This window comes from Bacillus cereus group sp. BceL291, assembly GCF_051776705.1.
In the GTDB taxonomy this organism is placed as follows: domain Bacteria; phylum Bacillota; class Bacilli; order Bacillales; family Bacillaceae_G; genus Bacillus_A; species Bacillus_A cereus.
Genome location: NZ_JBPWAP010000012.1, coordinates 85782 through 105164, shown reverse-complemented (window position 1 = coordinate 105164; position 19383 = coordinate 85782). Strand labels below are relative to the sequence as shown.

Here is a 19383-nt window from a genome sequence, read left to right as displayed (position 1 = left end):
GTTTTTGATTCATATTCATAAAAAACACGTCACCCTTTCTCATTAACATAAGAAAATAGTAACGTGCTTTTAACTTCAAAAATAGTCTAAATCCTTAAGTTGATGGATGTGGGGTCGGAGCACATATGAAGGCCGGAGAACCACATGCCGAAATACATGCGATACGTATGGCTGGAGAACAGGCACGTGGTGGTACAATTTATGTAACTCTTGAACCTTGTTCTCATCATGGTAGAACAGGGCCTTGTGCTGAAGCAATTGTACAAGCAGGAATTAAGAAGGTAGTAGTTGCTACACTTGATCCAAACCCGCTTGTTTCTGGACGTGGAATTAAAATTCTACAAGATGCAGGTATTGAAGTACTTGTAGGAGTGTGTGAAGAAGAATCTAAAAAAATGAATGAAGTCTTTAATAAATATATTTTGACAAAGCGCCCATTTGTAACGATTAAATCAGGAGTTACATTAGATGGGAAAATCGCTACGTCTTTATCGGATAGTAAGTGGATTACATCTACAGAAGCAAGACAAGAAGTACACCAAATACGAAACGAAAATGCGGCTATTTTAGTAGGAGCGAATACTGTTCAAAAGGATAATCCATCATTGACAACGCGTATTCCAAATGGCCGAAATCCAATTCGAGTAATATTGGACTCGACATTACGCATACCGATGGAAGCTAACGTTGTTACAGATAGAGAAGCTCCTACCTGGATATTTACAACAAGTAATCATGCAGAGGAAAAAAAGAAAGCATTAGAAAATGCAGGAGTTAAAGTATTTGTTACTAGCGGAGAAAAGCATATAAACTTACATGAAATGCTTGATGTTTTAGGACAAAAAGGAGTTTCCTCCCTGCTTATTGAAGGTGGTGGAGAAGTAAATGCTTCGTTTATTGAAAATAAACTAATGGATAAAATTATTTTATATTTCGCACCTAAAATTATTGGAGGTAGATTGGCGCCTAGTTTTGTAGAGGGGACTGGTATTACTAAAATGAAAGATGCAATTGAATTTAAGGATATATCATTTACCCAGATTGGAAAAGATTATAGATTTATTGGCTATCCAGCATATCGGAAAGATGAGCAATAAGGGGAATAAAAACTACTTATATGTTCCGATAAATGGATTGCAGAAAGGAGCGATGAAGAGTGAAGTTTGGATTTGATATCGATGATACACTAATTGATTTAAGGCAGCATGCTTTTCATTTATATAATAAGAAATTAAACAAAAAAGTAGGGTTGGATGTATTCCATTCTTTAAAAACAATTGAAATTCATGAAGCATTTGGCATGACTTCCGAGGAAGGCGGTCATATGTGGAATAGTTTGCTGGATGAGATTTATTATACTTCTTGTTCACCGTTTCCGTATGCTGTAGAGACATTGCAAGAATTAGAAAGACAGGGACATGAAATTTACTATATAACGGCGCGACCTAAAGAGCATGGAGAGCAAACAAAAAAATGGTTAATAGAAAAAGGATTTCCGGTACATGAAGATCGCTTTTTCTATGGAATGAAGGATGAAGAAAAAATACACTTTATACAAGAAATAAAATTAAACTATTTCTTTGATGATAAGCCGGCTGTTTTAGAAACGTTAATAGGAAAACCGATAAATGTATATGCAAAAACTACTTCTTACAATCAATATCTCAATATCCCGCGTATTACAAATTGGATGGAGTTAGGAGATATTATAAAGAAAGATATGTGAGGATTTAAATGGAAAATCAAATAGAGCCAAGAGCATATTGAGTATTACAATTTTAGAGGAAAGACATACGTATTATGTCTTTCCTTATTTTTTAATATTATCGTTTTTATTAGTGTGATGTGCTAGGAGTACTTCTAATAGAGGGGGAATAGAAAAATGAGCAATAAGAAAAATATTTTTAAGCTAGTCTTGTATGGAAGCGTAATTTATATATCATACCAGTGATGGTTTTCCCTGGTGCCACAGTATATGCGGATATTTTGGGTAAGAAGTTCAAGAATTAATGAGATGTGTTCATGATCATGAATTTTTGGAAAACGAAAATTACAATGTTAGGTTATTTTGAATCAGTAGTGGACGATATGCAAAATTACATATTACAAAATAAACATCGTAATTTTTGGATTCTTGGTATAAAATACATTACTTAAACTATATATTAGAATGGAGAAAGTGAATTGGAATTATTAAGAAACAGTAAGATTGGTACAAAACTAAACATATTAATAACTATATCAAGTATTGCATGTATAGTATTATCCCTAATAGGGTTTTGGGGGTTAGAAAGAGGGAAAAGTACTTCCTCTAATATGTATGAGGATAATTTACTGCCAATTGAGTGGATTGGAATTGTAGAATCTAATTTTTATCACGTTAATATGAACTTTATGGAAATAATGTTATCAAAAGATGAAAAAAGAATGAATGAATTAATAAGAGAAATGGATGGGATTCGTAAGGAAAATGATCATCTTTTAAAGCAGTTTGAGGCTAAACTTATTTCTACTAAAGAAAAAGAATTATATAACACGTTTCATGAAACATTTAATGAATTAAGGACTCAAATGAAGAAAGCACAAGAATTAGGGAAGTCTAATAATGAGGAAGCATATGCATATTATCTAAAAGAGATTGAACCTAATATGCAAAAATCAATAAAATCAATTCGTGAATTGATTTTATATAATAGTAATAATGCAGAGCTTTTACAGAAGGAAAATAATAATAGTGCTCAAAATACAATGATAATGTTTGTTAGTATTTCGATTTTAGCAATTTTAATAATTATATTAATTGGATATGTTATTAAATTAACTATCCGAAAACCACTTGCATTACTACAAAATGATATGGAAAAAGTAGCAGCTGGAGATTTAACAACACGTACTCCTTATAAAGCAAATAATGAATTAGGGCATATTGTTCAGTCTTTTAATAGTATGTTAGATAACCTTCAACAATTAATTGCGAATGTTAAGATGACAACACAAGAGGTTATTTTTACTACGGAGGGTGTATTACAAGATACAAATCGAGCGTCTAGTATTTCAAATGAGGTTGTACAGACTGTTTTAGAAGTAAAAACAAAAATAGAAGGACAGGTAACTAGTATTCAGGAGAGCTCATCCTCAATGGAAGAAATTACAACCGGGGTGCAAACTGTAGCTGAATCTTCAGCAGTAGTCGCTGAGGTAGCAGTAACGACTACAGAACGAATAAATATCGGTAGTGAAGTGATAAATCACTCTATTCTTCAAATGAATAGTGTGCATGATGTTGTCGAGGAAACATCAAAAGTAATAAATAAACTTGTTACACGTACACAACAGATTGATACAGCTCTCGCTGCAATTACTAATATTGCCGAACAAACGAATCTTCTTGCCTTAAATGCCGCTATTGAAGCGGCACGTGCTGGAGAGAATGGGAAAGGATTTGCAGTGGTTGCCGCAGAAGTTCGAGACTTGGCTGAGCAATCTAAAGAATCTGCAAAAGAAGTTAATCATTTAATAAAATCCATTCAAAAAGATACCCAAGATACAGTTAATGTCATGCAAAAAGGACAACAAAAGGCAGTAGAAGGAAAAGAAGCTGCTTACAAAGCGAATCAAACCTTCTTGTCTATTATGAGAGATATTGATAAGATTACAGGTCAAATTCAAGAAGTATCCGCAGCGACAGAAGAGATGTCTGCTGGTACAGAAGAAGTAAATGCTTCTCTTTCGCTAGTTTCTGAAACTGCAACGGATGTGAAAAAGGAGACTCTTCAAACTGTAAATTCAATTCAATCACAGGCCGTATCAATTGAACAAATATCAATCCAATCCAACAAAATGAAAGAAAAGGTGGAAGAATTAACGGAATTGGTTTCAAAATTTAATATTACAGAACAAAAAGAATAAGTAAATTGTAAAAGATTAGGTACGGCTATCAGCCTAAAAATAATTGATTTTTTACGATTAAAAAGATTTTAGTAATTAATTCAATCACAAGTGTAATAACATGTATAAAAAACATGAAGACTTAAGAGTCTTCGTGTTTTTTTTATTGAATAATGTCTGAAAAAATATTGATAATTATACGATATTTTGGAATTTATCACAAAATATTCATATATGCAAAATTACATACATTTAATGATTGATAATCACGAGTTAATGTAACTATAATAATTACACTGATAAGTAACTTATTGACGACAGTTATAAGTGAAGAAGGAGGGCTTTATTGTATTTTGTATATAAAAAAATAGAGAAGGAGATATGCAAATGAAAAGGTTACTTGTTATAGGCCTAATGTATACAATGTTTTTCCTCATAGGAAATATACACTTACATGCTGATGAACGAATAAATGCAAAAAAAATTACTAGTTTAGAAGAGCCTACTTGGATATTTCAGGCGGGCATAAGTAAGGGGAAATATCATGACCGACAAGATTTAGGATTTATTTTGAAGAGAAATACACCATTAAAGGTAAGACAAACAAATCCTAATTTTAAAGACAAATTAACATTACGTTTATTGTCTAATGACTCAAAAAATGAAAAATCCATACAAGTAGGAAATGAATGGGTTACTATCCAAGGTGATACGTCTTTAGTTCCTTTCATAGATACTCCGTACGGTGAAGAGCACGCTGTACTTGAGTACCAAGTAGGGAATGAAAGTGCTACTAAACCCCTTCCCATTTATAAACAACAAGGAAGTGTATCTCAATTTTTTAGTACATGGGATCAATTTGATGGAGAGTATGCGTTACTTCAAGGGGAGAGTTTTCAATTATTTGTACCTAAAAAAGATAAAGAGTTAGTAAGATCTTTAAAAGATTTTCAATCGTTGGATGAGTTAATTGCGTATTATGAAGATATTTTTGTGATGTATGATTCAATTATTGGTTTAGATGGCTCAACGTTTGAAAATAAAAAAAGTCAAAATCGTTATTTCTTAAAAGCAGATATATCTGGTGCTGGCGGTGCCTATTATGGCACAAATTGGACAGCGAATAGTACAGATAGTACAAAGATGTGGTTAGATAAACTAAGTTGGGGAACTTTACATGAAATCGCTCATGGATACCAAGCTGGTTTTGATAATCAAGGAATATTTACAGGAGAAGTTTCTAATAATCTATTTGGTGTTCAATATCAATATAGTAAATACGGCAAAAAAGCAGATCAAGTTGGTTGGTTGTTTAATTTCGGGAAAAAGGAACAGGTAGAACGGAATTTATATAATGCTCTAATGAAAGAAAATAAAAATTATGATGATTTAGATTTACGACAAAAACTTATTCTTTTAACGATGGCGAAACAAAAAGCTGGCGATGAAGCATTTGCAAAAATGTATCAAGGTTATCGAAAACTAGCTAGCAATACTGCTTTCAAAAAAGGTGACCATTCTTTACCAGATTTAATGAATCAGTATTATAGTGAGAATGGACAAGTTGATTTTACACCTGTTTTTGAAAGGTGGGGTTTTAAGCTTAATCATAAACAAATAGAGATGAATAGGGCGAAAGGTTTTCCGGCTGTTACTTCTTTAGCTTATATAGTGCCTGAATCACAATTAGCGAAAGCAAGAGCTATAGTTGATCCTGATATTCCGATAAACTCCAACTTCGAAATAGTTACGAATCAGCAAATTGCTCCACTTGGGCTAAAAGGGAATTTGCATATCCATTTAAATACAAATGAAATAGATACATTAAAAGGAGGAAAAATTAAATTAAAAGAAGGGAATACAGTTATTCAAGAGAAAACAATTGAAACAACAGATATCAATTTACAAGACGTACCAAATGGAGTGTATACGGTTGAAATTTCAGGTGGGAAAACGAATAGTATGTACCATTTCAGTTCGTATTATGCCTATGTAAAAGAAAAAGATAATAGTCTAAAGATTGATATTAACGAAATGAAAGTGAGTAAGTTGGTAAATGAAACGATTCAATTCCTAGGATTAGGAGATGATCAGTTTGCCGTATTAAATACAGACTTAGAGCAAAATCGAGCTATTTTTACGATTACTACTAAAACGCCTCATAGCTATTATGCAGGTGAAAAATATGCATCGATAGAGATCTTTAATGAAAAAGGTGAAAAAATTTATACGAAGGAAATGGAAGGAACAAATGTAACAATTGTAAAAGATATCATTCCACTAAAAGAGGGATATAGAATTAAAATCTATCATGATGAAATAAAAAAACGATTAACTAGTAAAGCTACTATTATTAATCCTATGAATAAAACGAATGAATTTATAATAACAAAATGGGGATTGAAAAATACTTCTTTGCAAAATAATCCAGAAGAAAATCTTATACAAAGAATTGATGAAGAAATGGAAGCTATTATAGGTAATCAGTTTTTAAAAGAGATACCAATGCAAAAATTAGAAATGAAAAAGAATGTGTGGATGGCAATAAATATGTTATCAGAACCACAAAAAATAACGTATATGAATAAATATAAAGATAGCTTATATAATGAGTAATTTTTGAGAAATGAATTGAATTGAATCTAAAAAAGTAGCAAACCAATCTATTAACCTATGTATGTAGAGGTATGTAAAAACGATTGGCTATAGTTAAAATTTTTTATCTATGCTTAAAATTCTAAAATACATTTATTTAATTTAATAATACGATTATAAAGGGGTAAAAATATGAATAATTTCGTAAAGGTAGGTTTAACTACAGGAGTGGTGTTATCGGCGATTATGCCTTATGGAGGAGTACATGCGGAAACAGAAGATTTAAAAGTGGAAACAAAGGAAGATACGTTCCGAACAGGTAATTTAACAGCACCTTCTCAAAATTCGGCAGAAAATGTAGCAAAGGATGCACTAAAAGGAAAAACAGAACAAGCATTATCATCAAAGCAAGTTAATACGGAATCCAAAGTTAATTATAATGTTACGCAAAGTCGTAAATCCTATGATGGTACTACATTGGTACGTCTTCAACAAACGTATGAAGGACGTGATGTATACGGATATCAACTAACAGCACATATTAATGATGATGGTGTACTTACGAGCGTTTCGGGAGATAGTGCCCAAGATTTACAACAACAGGAAGTTTTGAAACAACCTATTACTCTATCAGAAGAGGATGCAAAGAAACAGCTTTTCAACATCTATGGAAATGATCTCACATTTATTGAAGAACCAGAAATTAAACAAGTGGTATATGTAGATGAAACTACAAATAAAGCTACAAACGCATATCAAATTACTTTTAGTGCATCTACACCTGAATATGTGTCCGGTACAGTATTAATTGATGCTTTTGGTGGTAATCTATTAAAAGAACTCGTTCAAAAATTGGGTATACAAGTAGAGAGTAGTATTGTCCAATCTGCGACATCAAATAAATCAACAGATCCTTCAAAATTAACGGGTACAGGAAAAGATGACTTAGGTATTAATCGTACGTTTGGAATTACACAAAGAAGTGATGGAACGTACATGCTTGCAGATTATTCTCGTGGTAAGGGAATTGAAACATATACTGCTAATTATAAGGATTATAATAATTATAGAAGAAATGTATGGGGTTATCTCGATGATTTAGTAACAAGTAATTCTACAAATTTTACAGATCCTAAAGCAGTTAGTGCCCATTATTTAGCAACGAAAGTATATGATTTTTATCAAGAAAAATATGGCCGTAACAGCTTTGATAATAACGGACAAAAAGTAATTTCTGTCGTTCATGGTTGGAACACAAATGGTACAAATAAAGGAAATCCTAAGCAGTGGTTTAATGCATTTAGTAATGGAGCTATGCTAGTATACGGAGATCCAATTGTTAGAGCATTTGATGTGGCAGGACATGAATTTACACACGCGGTTACAAGAAATGAGTCTGGACTTGAGTACGCAGGAGAAGCTGGTGCAATTAATGAAGCGTTATCTGATATTTTAGGAGTAGCAGTTGAAAAGTATGCCAATAACGGAAAGTTCAATTGGACAATGGGAGAACAATCAGGTCGTATTTTTAGAGATATGAAAAACCCATCATCTATCTCTTCTAGATATCCAGAGGATTATAAGCATTATAATAACTTACCTATTGATGCTGACCACGATCATGGTGGTGTACACACGAACTCTAGCATTATTAATAAAGTAGCTTACTTGGTTGCTAGTGGTGGAAGCCATAATGGAGTAAACGTACATGGCATTGGAGAAGATAAAATGTTTGATATTTTCTATTATGCAAATACGGATGAATTAAATATGACTTCTGATTTTAAAGAATTAAAAGAAGCTTGTATTCGTGTAGCAACGAACTTATATGGTAAAGACTCATTAGAAGTACAAGCTGTCCAACAAGCCTTTAAAGCAGCGTATATTTAATATTATTGTGATGAATTACAAACTCTTTCATTTTAATATAGTGATTAATTTGTATTTATAGACAAAAACCTTGTAGAATTTTTCTGCAAGGTTTTTGAATGTTATCCCGCTATTTGCCGGGCAGTAAGACCCCGTCTCAAAATTCAGCTGTTATTTTTTTACTTGTTGTAAAGGATGGAAATCTTTTAAGGTTGTGGCACGCCTCTTAAGAAAAAGATAAGGCGAAGCGATCTCGCTGTTATTTTCCAACAACAAACATTTGTTATTTGTATTATTTAGTGAAAGTTACCAAACGTTTTTCAAAACTATTTTACCTATTGCTTTATTTGACTCCAAATGATCATGTGCTTGTGCAACTTCATCAAACGTAAAAGATTTAGAATCTAGCAATGGACGAAGTTTTCCTTCTTCTACAATTTGCGTTATTTTCGTTAAGATTTCTCCGCAATCATTACGCTTATCTGTATGTAATATTTTTAATGCCATAAAAGTAACGTGCAGAGAGAGCCCTTTTGCGTGTAAAGGAGAGAGGTCATGGGTTGAACGAGCAGCGATTGTTACGACGGTTCCATTGACCGCAGCAGCTTCAAAAGAATGATCAAGATTCTTGCCGCCTACTGTGTCAAATATAACTTCAAATCCGTTTCCGTTCGTATGTTTTTGTACATATTCTTGAACAGATTCTTCTTTATAATTAATAGCTATATCGGCTCCTAAACGATGGGCTATTTCCATTTTGTTTTGCTGAGAAGCTGTTGTAAAAACTTTAGCGCCTGCCCATTTAGCTAGTTGAATGGCTACGTGTCCTACGCCGCCAGTAGCTCCATGAATGAGAACATTTTGACCAGGTTTAATATTTGCACGATCAAATAAAGATTCCCAAGCTGTAATTGCAACTAATGGTAGAGCAGCAGCTTCTTCCATTGTTAAATTATTAGGTTTGTGAGCAATTAATCGTGCATCAGCAAGCATAAATTCTGCAAGTGCACCTCCAGTTTCTTTAAAACCTCCGGCACATCCGTATACTTTATCCCCTGATTTGAATTTCGAAACACCTTCTCCTACTTCAATAACAATACCAGCTACATCGCCGTGTAATATAGCTGGAAACTCAGGAGCGACGGCTGAAACGGCACCACTACGCATTTTTGTATCGATTGGATTTACACTTGTTGCTTTTACATCGATTAGAACATGACCTGGTAAAAGTTTCGGTTTTGAAACTTCTTCTAATTGAAATACAGATGAATCCCCAAAAGAATGGATAATTTGTGCTTTCATAGTTTATACCTCCTGTTTGTGGTTATAGCATAGCAAAGTACGAAAAATAAGTATAATATTTTGAATTTGGTTAGTGAGAATTTTATATAAAGAAGAGGAAAGTGCATGAAATGAAATGAAATAATGTAACGTACTTCTAAAAACTACTGTAAAGCTTTTTGAAGAAAGGGTAGATGTTATTTTTGCAGCATGATTTATTCATTATGTTTATTATTACTCACTTAGTATAGGTATTTTAAAGTGCCTACATCACTTTAAAGTACGTACTGCTATTCATGTTATGGCCGATTTATAATAACACTCGTAGCACAAAGAAAGTTATAACGGTTACAATAGGCAACAATGTGGTGTTACAGTATTGCCTATCAATTTTGAGTAGAAATATGAAAAGTATAGATTTATATGAATGAAGGAAAGAAAGAAAGAAAGTGGATTGTGAGCTACAAAAGGATTAAATCGTCTTATTATAGAGAAGCCTTTTGGTTATAATGTAACGTCTGCTCGTGAGTTTAGTGATAAATTAATTGAATATTTTGATAAAAATGATATTTATTATAACGATCATTATCTTTGAAAATGAATGGTAACTAGGAATACACTTAGAAAAGTATTACGAAATAAATCGTATGTAATTCAAGACATTTTTATTGACGATAATAATTTATGTGGTTAATATATTAGACATAAGATTATTTAATTACTAAAAGTAATCGGATATAAAATGTTTCGTTAAATTCTATAAATAAGTAAGTTGTGGTAGAAATGCTTTGAATTGCCACTATTAATATTGGGGACAATTAAAAAGCGAAAGGTATAAAAAGAATTGGGATTTGATAACTCTTTGTTTTTATAAAACATGAGCTTCTGTACAATTCATTTTTAAAATATTGACAAGGATTATACAACAAGAGGGGGACTGAAATTGGAATCAATGACCTTTGTTTTATTTGGAGCGACAGGGGACTTAGCGAAACGCAAAATTTACCCAGCACTATATAATTTATATAGAGATCAAAAGCTTCCAAAGCAAATATCCGTTATCGGGCTTGGGAGACGTCAAGTATCTCATGTAGATTTTCAAGAAAGAATAAAAGAATCAATAGAGACGTTTTCCCGTCATAGAGAAGAAGGTACTCCGGAACTGGAAGGTTTTTTAGATAATTTTCGCTATTGTCCATTAGATGTGAGTAAGCCGGAAGACTATGAGAGGTTATTACAAGTCGTTCGTGAAAGGGAAGAAGAATTACATATAAAAGGAAATAGAATGTTTTATCTTTCCGTTGCTCCTGAATTTTTCGAGACCATTGCTTTAAATATTAAGGAAAGCGGACTTGATAAAACGGATGGATGGAAACGTCTGATGATTGAGAAACCATTCGGGCACGACCTTACATCTGCTCGTGAGCTTAACGATAAGCTTAGTCGCACGTTTGAAGAAGACGAGATATACCGTATTGATCATTATTTAGGTAAACCGATGATTCAAAACCTTGAAGCATTAGAATTTGCAAATCCTGTTCTCCAATCAATTTGGAATAAAGAACATATAGCGAATGTGCAAATCACAGCGAGTGAAACAGTTGGGGTTGAAGAAAGGGCAGGATATTATGACCAGGCAGGGGCCGTTCGAGATATGGTTCAAAATCATATGTTACAAATATTAATGATGACTGCTATGAATCTGCCGGAAAAGGTTAATGCATGTGAAATTCGAGAGGAAAAGCGAAAGGTAATGGAAACGCTTCGTAAAGTGAAAAAAGAAGACGTTCAAAGCCATATCATTCGCGGACAATACGCTGCAGGTGAGATAAAAGGCGGGCAAGTTGTAGCATACAAAGAGGAGCCAGGAGTAAATCCTTCTTCTAACATAGACACATTTGTTGCTGCTCGCCTGTGGATCGATAATCCATTTTGGACTGGCGTTCCCTTCTATATACGAACAGGCAAACGAATGAAAGAAAAGTCTACTCGTATTGTAATCGAATTTAAAAATACGTTAAAACAGCAATATCAAGATAATAATCCAAATGCAGCACCTAACTTATTAATAATTGAAATTAGCCCAGGTGAGAACGTTTCATTACAGTTAAACAGTAAAAATCCATTGAAAAATGGAGAAATTGAACCGATGCGTATTAACTTTACTTGTGAGCAAGCGGATGTGGGAGTACCTGAAGCGTATGAAAGACTCATTCATGATGCTGTGAGTGGAGACGCTACATTCTTTGCACATTGGAGAGAAGTTGAATTGTCATGGGAATGGGTACAACCAATTCTTGAAGCGTTCGAGGAAAACTTATTACCGCTTCATGAATATGAGTCTGGTTCATATGGTCCAGAAGCGTCTAATGAACTGTTACAAGAAAGTGGATTTAAATGGTGGTTAGATCAAGAGACGGAAAAATAAGTACTTTCTTTAATGAAAGCATTTAGGGGGACGATTACTATGACACAAAACATAAATCAATTAGCAGTGAATACACTTCGTACGTTATCGATTGATGCTATTAATGCGGCAAACTCAGGTCATCCAGGTCTTCCGATGGGAGCAGCACCAATGGCTTATGCATTATGGGCGAATCATTTAAATTACAATCCTAATCACCCAGAATGGTTTAACCGTGATCGTTTCGTTTTATCGGCGGGACATGGATCTAGTCTGTTATATAGCCTACTTCATTTAGCTGGATATGACGTTTCAATTGATGACTTGAAAAATTTCAGAAAGTTAAATAGTAAAACACCTGGACATCCTGAGTTTGGGCATACTCCTGGAGTTGAAGCGACTACAGGCCCGTTAGGACAAGGGATTGCTAATGCTGTAGGAATGGCAATGGCAGAAGCTCATTTAGCAGCGAAGTTCAATAAGGATGGTCACTCTATTATAGATCACAATACGTATGCTTTAGTCGGAGATGGTGACTTAATGGAGGGTGTCGCTTATGAAGCGATGTCAATGGCAGGACATATGAAACTTGGCAAGTTAATTGTACTGTATGATTCAAATGAAATTTCACTTGATGGTGAATTAGGCATTGCTTTCTCTGAAGATATTCAGAAAAGGGCAGAATCTGTACATTGGCAATATGTAAGAGTTGAAGATGGAAACGATGTTGATGCGATTACAAAAGCTATTCAATCAGCGAAAGAAAATACGGATCAACCTACTCTTATAGAAATTAGAACCATTATAGGTTATGGAAGTCCAAAAGTTGCTGGAACGAACAAAGCACATGGTAATCCGCTTGGAGTAGAAGAAGCGACAGCGACAAAACAAGTGTATGGTTGGGATTATGAGGAAGATTTCTTTGTACCTGAAGAAGTAAAAGCTCATTTTAATGAACTAAAACAAAAAGGTATTGAAAAAGACAATGACTGGAATGAGCAGTTCAACTTATACAGAGAAGCGAATCCTACACTGGCAGATGAATTAGAAAAAGCGATTACAGGTGAGGTTTTAATTGAAGCAAAAGACATTCTATCTTTTGATACTGAAAAAACGATTTCCACTCGTGTTGCAAGTGGGGAAGCTATTAATCATTATGTGAAATCGATTCCTTCTATTTTCGGTGGAAGTGCGGATCTTTCTCATTCTACGATGACAGATATAAAAGGTGAAGCAGTATATGCAGTAGAATCATATGCTGGACGAAATATATATTTCGGTGTACGTGAACATGCAATGGGCGCTGCAGCGAATGGATTGGCGCTTCATGGAGGAGTAAAACCTTTCGTAAGTACATTCTTTGTATTTAATGATTATCTTCGTCCGTCCATTCGACTGGCTGCACTGCAAAAGTTACCTGTTACTTACGTATTTACACATGATTCGATTGCTGTAGGAGAAGATGGTCCAACGCATGAACCAATTGAACAATTGGCAGCTCTTCGAGCAATTCCTGGTTTAACAGTTATCCGCCCGTCAGATGCAAATGAAACAGCAAGTGCTTGGGCGTATGTTTTACAGCAAACGGATGGTCCAGTCGTTTTAGTACTGAGTCGTCAAAATTTACCGGTGTTTAATGAAACGAAAGCGAACATAGAGAATTTCTCTAAAGGAGCTTACGTATTAACACAAACAAATGAAAATCCGGATGTAATTTTAATTGCGACAGGTTCTGAAGTATCCTTAGCTGCTAGTGCGAAAGCAAAATTAGAAGAAGATCAAGTTTCTGTTCGCATCGTTGCAATGCCGAGCTGGGAGTTATTCGATCGCCAATCGAACGAATATAAAGAATCCGTTCTTCCGTCTTCTATAACGAAACGAGTATCTCTTGAGATGGGTGTATCTCTCGGTTGGGAACGTTATGTAGGACAAGAAGGAAAAGTAATATCAATTGAAACATTTGGAGCTTCAGGTACTGGAGCTGAAGTCATGAATCTATTTGGATTTACGACAGAAAATGTTGTTCAAATTACAAAAAATGTGTTGAATTCTTAAGCTATGACTGTGAATACCTTTCTGTACATACTAACATTTCAGTGCTGAAAGGTATTCCAGATTGTAGTGATATGGATTTTTAATAAAAGATGATTTGAGGAGGAATTATATTATGCAAGTAGGATTAATTGGGTTAGGTAAAATGGGATTAAATTTAGGGAAAAATTTAATGGATCATAAACATGAAGTAGTAGCGTTTGATTTAAATACGAGCGCAGTAGAAGAAATGAAAGAGTACGGGGCAACAGGTACATCTAGTTTAAGTGAACTTGTTCAGTCATTACAATCACCAAGAATTCTTTGGGTAATGGTACCACACGCTGTTGTTGATTCTGTTATTGATGAGGTTACACCACTTTTATCAAAAGGAGATATTTTAATTGAAGCTGGTAATTCACATTATAAAGAGTCTATCCGCCGATATGAGCAATTAAAGAAAGATGGCATTCACTTTATGGATGCAGGAACTTCTGGTGGAATGGAAGGCGCTCGTAATGGTGCTTGTTACATGATCGGAGGAGATCAAGAAGCTTGGGACATCGTTGAACCTATCTTCCGCGATACTGCTGTAGAAAATGGATTCTTATATGCTGGAAAAGCTGGTAGTGGTCACTTCTTAAAAATGGTTCATAACGGAATTGAATACGGTATGATGGCTGCTATTGGTGAAGGATTTGAGATTCTAGAAAAAAGTGAATTTGACTACGATTATGAAAAAGTATCAAGAGTATGGAACAACGGTTCAGTCATTCGTTCTTGGTTAATGGAATTAACAGAAAATGCATTTTCTAAAGATGCAAAACTGGATGAGATTAAGGGTGTTATGCATTCTTCTGGTGAAGGAAAATGGACAGTAGAAACAGCATTAGACCTTCAAACAGCAACTCCTGTTATCGCAATGTCTCTATTAATGCGCTACCGCTCATTAGACAATGATACATTTACAGGAAAAGTTGTAGCAGCTCTGCGCAATGAATTTGGCGGACATGCAGTAGAAAAGAAATAAAGTGAAACTTTAATAAGTAGGGGCTTCATTCCACACAAATCGGGCTTTTACGGGATAAGCATATTAAACATGTAACTCATCAACGTTTAAAAACTGGAGGGAATTAATCATGAAATTTTTTATTGATACTGCAAATCTTGAGGATATAAAAAAAGCATATAAACTTGGAGTTTTAGCTGGTGTTACAACGAATCCTTCTTTAGTAGCAAAAGAGGGCATTAAATTTGAAGACCGTATTGCAGAAATTTGTCAGGCAGTTCCTAAAGTTGAATCTGTTTCGGCAGAAGTAACGCCAGATGCTGTTACAGCTGAAGAGATGATCGCCCAAGCAGAAGAACTGATTAAAATTAACGGTGGCGATGAAAAAGTTACAATTAAACTTCCGATGACGTTAGCAGGATTAGAAGCTTGTCGCTACCTTACTGAAAAAGGTGTGAAAACGAATGTTACACTTATTTTCACGGTGAACCAAGCACTTTTAGCTGCTCGAGCAGGTGCAACGTACGTTTCTCCATTTTTAGGTCGCTTAGATGATATTTCTGAAGATGGTGTACTATTAGTTGCTAAAATTGCTGAATTATTCGATGTTCATCAACTAGATACACAAATTATTGCGGCTTCTGTTAGACATCCAGATCATGTAACTCGTGTAGCGATGGCAGGTGCTCACATTGCAACAATCCCTTATAAAGTAATTGAACAACTTGCTATGCACCCATTAACAGACCAAGGTATTGAGAAATTTGCTGCTGATTGGGCGAAAGCGCCTAAATTATAATGTTATGAAAGTGAAGGTGCTTTCCGAAAGTTGTTTTTCATGAGAAGACAAATCCTAAGTAACTTCATCGTTTAAAGTGGATACTGAGTTTGTAGTCTTACTACGTGAAAACAGCAAGAGAAGAAAGTGTCATTCACTTTTAAAAAAGGGAAAATTGATCGCGCGAAGCGTTTATCACAATAACATTATAATTATGGAAGAGAAATCCCCTTATCAGAGAGGTGAGTTAACATGTATCTCTGATAAGGGAGATTCTTTTTGTATAAATTATTATTTTGTGAAGATGATTTGTATATCGATATATAAATTCTTACTCATGAAAGAACTATATAGGTTCTCTTAATCGTATAGCAATTTTGAAAGGGTTTACATAAAGGGGTGGAACTGCGTATGAATATGTACCTTTTAATGATTACATTATTATCAATCGTAATTGTTATTTTAGGGGTATCGTGGTGGAGATGGCATGCATTTATTAGTTTAACGATTGCAAGTTTGTTTTTAGCAATTATGTCTGGGATGCCAATGGATAAAATAGTGAGTGCTTATGAAACGGGAGTCGGCAGTGTTCTCGGGCATTTAGTAGGTATTTTAGTATTAGGTACAATTTTAGGGAAAATGATGGCAGAGTCAGGTGCTGGAATGCAAGTGGCAGAGTTCTTTATTAAATCCTTTGGGATAAAAAACTTACCATGGGCGATGTTAATTGCAGGTTTTATTATTGGAATCCCGGTGTTTTTTGAAGTAGGCATTTTAATATTACTGCCGTTAGTAATTTCAATTCATAAAACAACGAAACAAAATATTTTATTGATAGCATTACCAGCAATTGCTGGGCTATCTGTCGTACACGGCCTTGTTCCTCCGCATCCAGGGGCCATAGTTGCAATTGGTATTTATAAAGCGAACCTTGGGAAGGTACTATTGTATTCACTCATTATTACATTTTTTGCAGCGATTATTGCAGGTCCTATATTCGCTAAATGGATTCACAAACGTGTAATTCCTGAAAATGAGCCAGAATTGATTCGTGTAAATACAAAATCAACGAAATTACCAGGAATAGGAGTTTCATTTTTAGTTATATTGTTACCAGTTATGTTAATGGTTTTAGCTGCAGCGGCTCCGTATGTTCCACTGTCTACTACTTTGATGAAGATTGTCACATTAATCGGTAGTCCTATCATTGCGTTATTGATTGCATGTTTTGCAGCGTTTTATTTTCTTGGATTTCGTCAAGGTATCGATAAAAAGGCTATTAAGAAGGTAACAGAAGATAGCTTATTACCAATCGGTTCAATTGTTGCGATTATTGGTGCTGGTGGCGGATTTAAGCAAATTCTTATCGATAGTGGTGTAGGGAATGCTATTGCTCAAATGTCTGAGCATTTAGCTCTATCTCCAATTGTATTAGCATTTATAGTAGCAGGATTAATTCGAATTGCGACAGGGTCAGCGACAGTCGCTTTAACAACAGCAGCGGGTATCGTTTCGCCAATCGTTGAAAATACGATAGGTGTGAACTTAGAGTTACTCGTTATTGCAACAGGTGCAGGAGCGTTAATGTTTTCTCACGTAAACGATGCTGGGTTCTGGATGGTAAAAGAATACCTAGGCTTAACAGTGAAAGAAACATTTAAAACATGGACAGTATTAGAAACGTTACTTTCATTTATCGCTTTTGGAGGCGTTTTACTACTCGATATGTTTGTTTAAAATAAGGATATTTTTATATGAATTGAGAGAGACAACTTTAGCACATAACGTTATGAATAGATAAAATAAATATATTTTTATGGTTCTTATATGATTAGGACACTGTAGGGATTTTTGTTAGGAGGAAGAGATGGTGAGCTCAAAATATATGATTGGTGTAGATATTGGGACAACTAGTACAAAATCAGTTCTATTTTCTACTGATGGATCTGTTATTGCTAGTCATGGAATTGAATATCCTTTATATTCTCCTACACCTGAAACAGCAGAACAAGACCCAGAAGAAATCTTTCATGCAGTAATAAATACGATTAAAGAAACTGTACGAATAAGTAGTTTACAGCCGAATGATATTCTTTGTGTCTCTTTTAGTTCGGCAATGCATAGTATCATTGCTGTAGATGAAAAGGGAAAGCCGTTAACGAGATGTATCACTTGGGCAGATAATAGAAGTGCAAGCTGGGCGGAGAAAATAAAGAATGATATGAATGGTCATGAAATTTACCTTCGTACTGGGACACCAATTCATCCGATGTCACCACTTTCGAAATTAGTTTGGCTACAGAATGAGCAAGCAGAGTTATTCGCAAAAAGTTATAAATTCATTTCTATTAAAGAATATGTTTTTTACAAGTTATATAAAGAATATGTAATTGATTATTCTATAGCATCAGCGACAGGAATGTTCAATTTAAAATCTTTAAAGTGGGATGAAGAGGCTTTACATGTAGCGGGAATTACAGATAAAAAGCTTTCAAAGCTTGTTCCAACAACGCACAGTTTAACAGGATTAGATGAAGAGTTTGCCAAAGAGATGAATGTACTTGTTTCTACGCCTTTTGTAGTAGGAGCGAGTGATGGAGTACTATCTAATTTAGGTGTAAATGCAATAGATCCTGGCGTTGTGGCTGTTACAATTGGTACAAGCGGTGCGATACGTGCTGTAACAAATCGTCCTGTAACAGATCCAAAAGGTAGAATTTTTTGTTATGCGTTAACTGAAGACCATTGGGTAATCGGTGGACCAGTTAATAACGGCGGTATGATTTTCAGGTGGGCTCGTGACCAATTGGGCACTTCAGAGATTGAACTTGCAAAGCGCTTAGGAAAAGATCCATATGAGGTGCTTACTGAAATAGCAGCAAAAGTGAATCCGGGATCTGACGGTTTATTATTTCACCCGTATTTAGCGGGGGAAAGGGCTCCTTTATGGAATGCAAATGCGCGAGGATCTTTCTTTGGACTCGGATTGCATCATAAGAAAGAACATCTGATACGTGCTGTTTTAGAAGGAGTAATTTATAACTTATATACAGTTCTTCTCGCTTTAAAAGAACTAATTGGCGAACCGAAAAAAATTCAAGCGACAGGCGGTTTTGCAAGGTCGGAACTTTGGAGACAGATGATGGCGGATATTTTCCATCAAGACGTATATGTTCCGGAAAGTTTCGAAAGCTCTTGCTTAGGAGCTGCAATCCTCGGTTTATATAGTTTAGGTGAAATAGATACATTATCCGTAGTTTCTGAAATGGTAGGTGCAGATTTTCATCATGAGCCAAACATGGAAAGTGTGGAAAAATATAAAGATTTAACGCCAATCTATATCCGCTTGTCCCGTCAATTGGAAGAAGAATATGAAAGTATAGCAGCGTATCAAAAAAAGTGGGTTTAAAAGCTATTTACCAAGAAAATATGGTAACGTATAAAGAGGTACTCCGATTTTTTAGGATACTCTTTCAACATAAAATATTTTAAAAAGTATGATGAACGAAAAATATAGGGAGAGAG

The 19383-nt window shown here is 34.7% G+C and carries 12 protein-coding genes and 2 pseudogenes; 13 read left to right on the top strand and 1 reads right to left on the bottom strand.

All coding sequences use genetic code 11. The features are described 5' to 3' along the window. Nucleotides 1–110: 110 nt before the first annotated feature. The 6 genes and pseudogenes from ribD to ACS2CR_RS11085 all read left to right on the top strand — a co-directional run. A pseudogene (gene ribD, locus ACS2CR_RS11110) lies at nucleotides 111–1097 on the top strand (bifunctional diaminohydroxyphosphoribosylaminopyrimidine deaminase/5-amino-6-(5-phosphoribosylamino)uracil reductase RibD); the annotation flags it as partial. A 59-nt stretch (nucleotides 1098–1156) separates the two neighbouring features. Continuing rightward, nucleotides 1157–1726 carry a 5' nucleotidase, NT5C type gene (locus ACS2CR_RS11105; RefSeq protein ID WP_000668223.1) on the top strand — a complete coding sequence of 190 codons (570 nt, stop codon included), beginning with the start codon at nucleotides 1157–1159 and terminating at the stop codon, nucleotides 1724–1726. Between the two features lie 296 nt (nucleotides 1727–2022). Continuing rightward, a complete protein-coding gene (locus tag ACS2CR_RS11100; protein WP_000605687.1) occupies nucleotides 2023–2157 on the top strand; it encodes a hypothetical protein in 135 nt (44 codons plus the stop codon). A gap of 27 nt (nucleotides 2158–2184) precedes the next feature. Further along, nucleotides 2185–3909: a methyl-accepting chemotaxis protein gene (locus ACS2CR_RS11095; protein WP_000421999.1), complete on the top strand. Its 1725-nt coding sequence runs from the start codon at nucleotides 2185–2187 to the stop codon at nucleotides 3907–3909. A gap of 366 nt (nucleotides 3910–4275) precedes the next feature. After that, on the top strand, nucleotides 4276–6504 hold the full coding sequence (locus tag ACS2CR_RS11090; protein WP_053512631.1) for a putative mucin/carbohydrate-binding domain-containing protein: 2229 nt from the start codon (nucleotides 4276–4278) through the stop codon (nucleotides 6502–6504). A gap of 171 nt (nucleotides 6505–6675) precedes the next feature. Continuing rightward, nucleotides 6676–8373: a M4 family metallopeptidase gene (locus ACS2CR_RS11085; RefSeq protein ID WP_016111531.1), complete on the top strand. Its 1698-nt coding sequence runs from the start codon at nucleotides 6676–6678 to the stop codon at nucleotides 8371–8373. A gap of 285 nt (nucleotides 8374–8658) precedes the next feature. On the opposite strand, the gene ACS2CR_RS11080 is transcribed toward ACS2CR_RS11085, so the two are convergent. Then, nucleotides 8659–9654 carry a zinc-dependent alcohol dehydrogenase family protein gene (locus tag ACS2CR_RS11080; RefSeq protein ID WP_048568355.1) on the bottom strand — a complete coding sequence of 332 codons (996 nt, stop codon included), beginning with the start codon at nucleotides 9652–9654 and terminating at the stop codon, nucleotides 8659–8661. Between the two features lie 421 nt (nucleotides 9655–10075). Between ACS2CR_RS11080 and ACS2CR_RS11075 the strand changes: the two are divergent. The 7 genes and pseudogenes from ACS2CR_RS11075 to gntK all read left to right on the top strand — a co-directional run. Continuing rightward, nucleotides 10076–10228: pseudogene (locus ACS2CR_RS11075) on the top strand (glucose-6-phosphate dehydrogenase); the annotation flags it as partial. Nucleotides 10229–10576: 348 nt separating this feature from the next. Further along, nucleotides 10577–12061 (top strand): glucose-6-phosphate dehydrogenase, encoded by a 1485-nt coding sequence (gene zwf / locus ACS2CR_RS11070; protein ID WP_053512630.1) that lies wholly within the window; start codon nucleotides 10577–10579, stop codon nucleotides 12059–12061. 39 nt (nucleotides 12062–12100) lie between these two features. Beyond that, nucleotides 12101–14095, top strand: coding sequence for a transketolase (tkt, locus tag ACS2CR_RS11065; RefSeq protein WP_053512629.1), 1995 nt, complete (start codon nucleotides 12101–12103; stop codon nucleotides 14093–14095). A gap of 112 nt (nucleotides 14096–14207) precedes the next feature. Next, a complete protein-coding gene (gene gnd, locus ACS2CR_RS11060) occupies nucleotides 14208–15101 on the top strand; it encodes a phosphogluconate dehydrogenase (NAD(+)-dependent, decarboxylating) (RefSeq protein WP_001195925.1) in 894 nt (297 codons plus the stop codon). Nucleotides 15102–15210: 109 nt separating this feature from the next. Continuing rightward, nucleotides 15211–15879, top strand: a complete 669-nt coding sequence (gene fsa, locus ACS2CR_RS11055; protein ID WP_000667676.1) for a fructose-6-phosphate aldolase — start codon at nucleotides 15211–15213, stop codon at nucleotides 15877–15879. Between the two features lie 390 nt (nucleotides 15880–16269). Then, nucleotides 16270–17595: a gluconate permease GntP gene (gene gntP, locus ACS2CR_RS11050; protein WP_001057616.1), complete on the top strand. Its 1326-nt coding sequence runs from the start codon at nucleotides 16270–16272 to the stop codon at nucleotides 17593–17595. A 130-nt stretch (nucleotides 17596–17725) separates the two neighbouring features. After that, nucleotides 17726–19267 (top strand): gluconokinase, encoded by a 1542-nt coding sequence (gene gntK / locus ACS2CR_RS11045; RefSeq protein ID WP_053512628.1) that lies wholly within the window; start codon nucleotides 17726–17728, stop codon nucleotides 19265–19267. The last annotated feature ends 116 nt before the right edge of the window (nucleotides 19268–19383 follow it).

What these genes read in the sequence shown, in the direction of transcription:
- gntP (WP_001057616.1), top strand. Translation starts at nt 16,270, where the DNA reads ATGAATATGTACCTTTTAATGATTACATTATTATCAATCGTAATTGTT.
- gntK (WP_053512628.1), top strand. Translation starts at nt 17,726, where the DNA reads ATGGTGAGCTCAAAATATATGATTGGTGTAGATATTGGGACAACTAGT.
- fsa (WP_000667676.1), top strand. Translation starts at nt 15,211, where the DNA reads ATGAAATTTTTTATTGATACTGCAAATCTTGAGGATATAAAAAAAGCA.
- ACS2CR_RS11085 (WP_016111531.1), top strand. Translation starts at nt 6,676, where the DNA reads ATGAATAATTTCGTAAAGGTAGGTTTAACTACAGGAGTGGTGTTATCG.
- tkt (WP_053512629.1), top strand. Translation starts at nt 12,101, where the DNA reads ATGACACAAAACATAAATCAATTAGCAGTGAATACACTTCGTACGTTA.
- ACS2CR_RS11080 (WP_048568355.1), bottom strand. Translation starts at nt 9,654, where the DNA reads ATGAAAGCACAAATTATCCATTCTTTTGGGGATTCATCTGTATTTCAA.
- gnd (WP_001195925.1), top strand. Translation starts at nt 14,208, where the DNA reads ATGCAAGTAGGATTAATTGGGTTAGGTAAAATGGGATTAAATTTAGGG.
- ACS2CR_RS11100 (WP_000605687.1), top strand. Translation starts at nt 2,023, where the DNA reads ATGATCATGAATTTTTGGAAAACGAAAATTACAATGTTAGGTTATTTT.
- ACS2CR_RS11090 (WP_053512631.1), top strand. Translation starts at nt 4,276, where the DNA reads ATGAAAAGGTTACTTGTTATAGGCCTAATGTATACAATGTTTTTCCTC.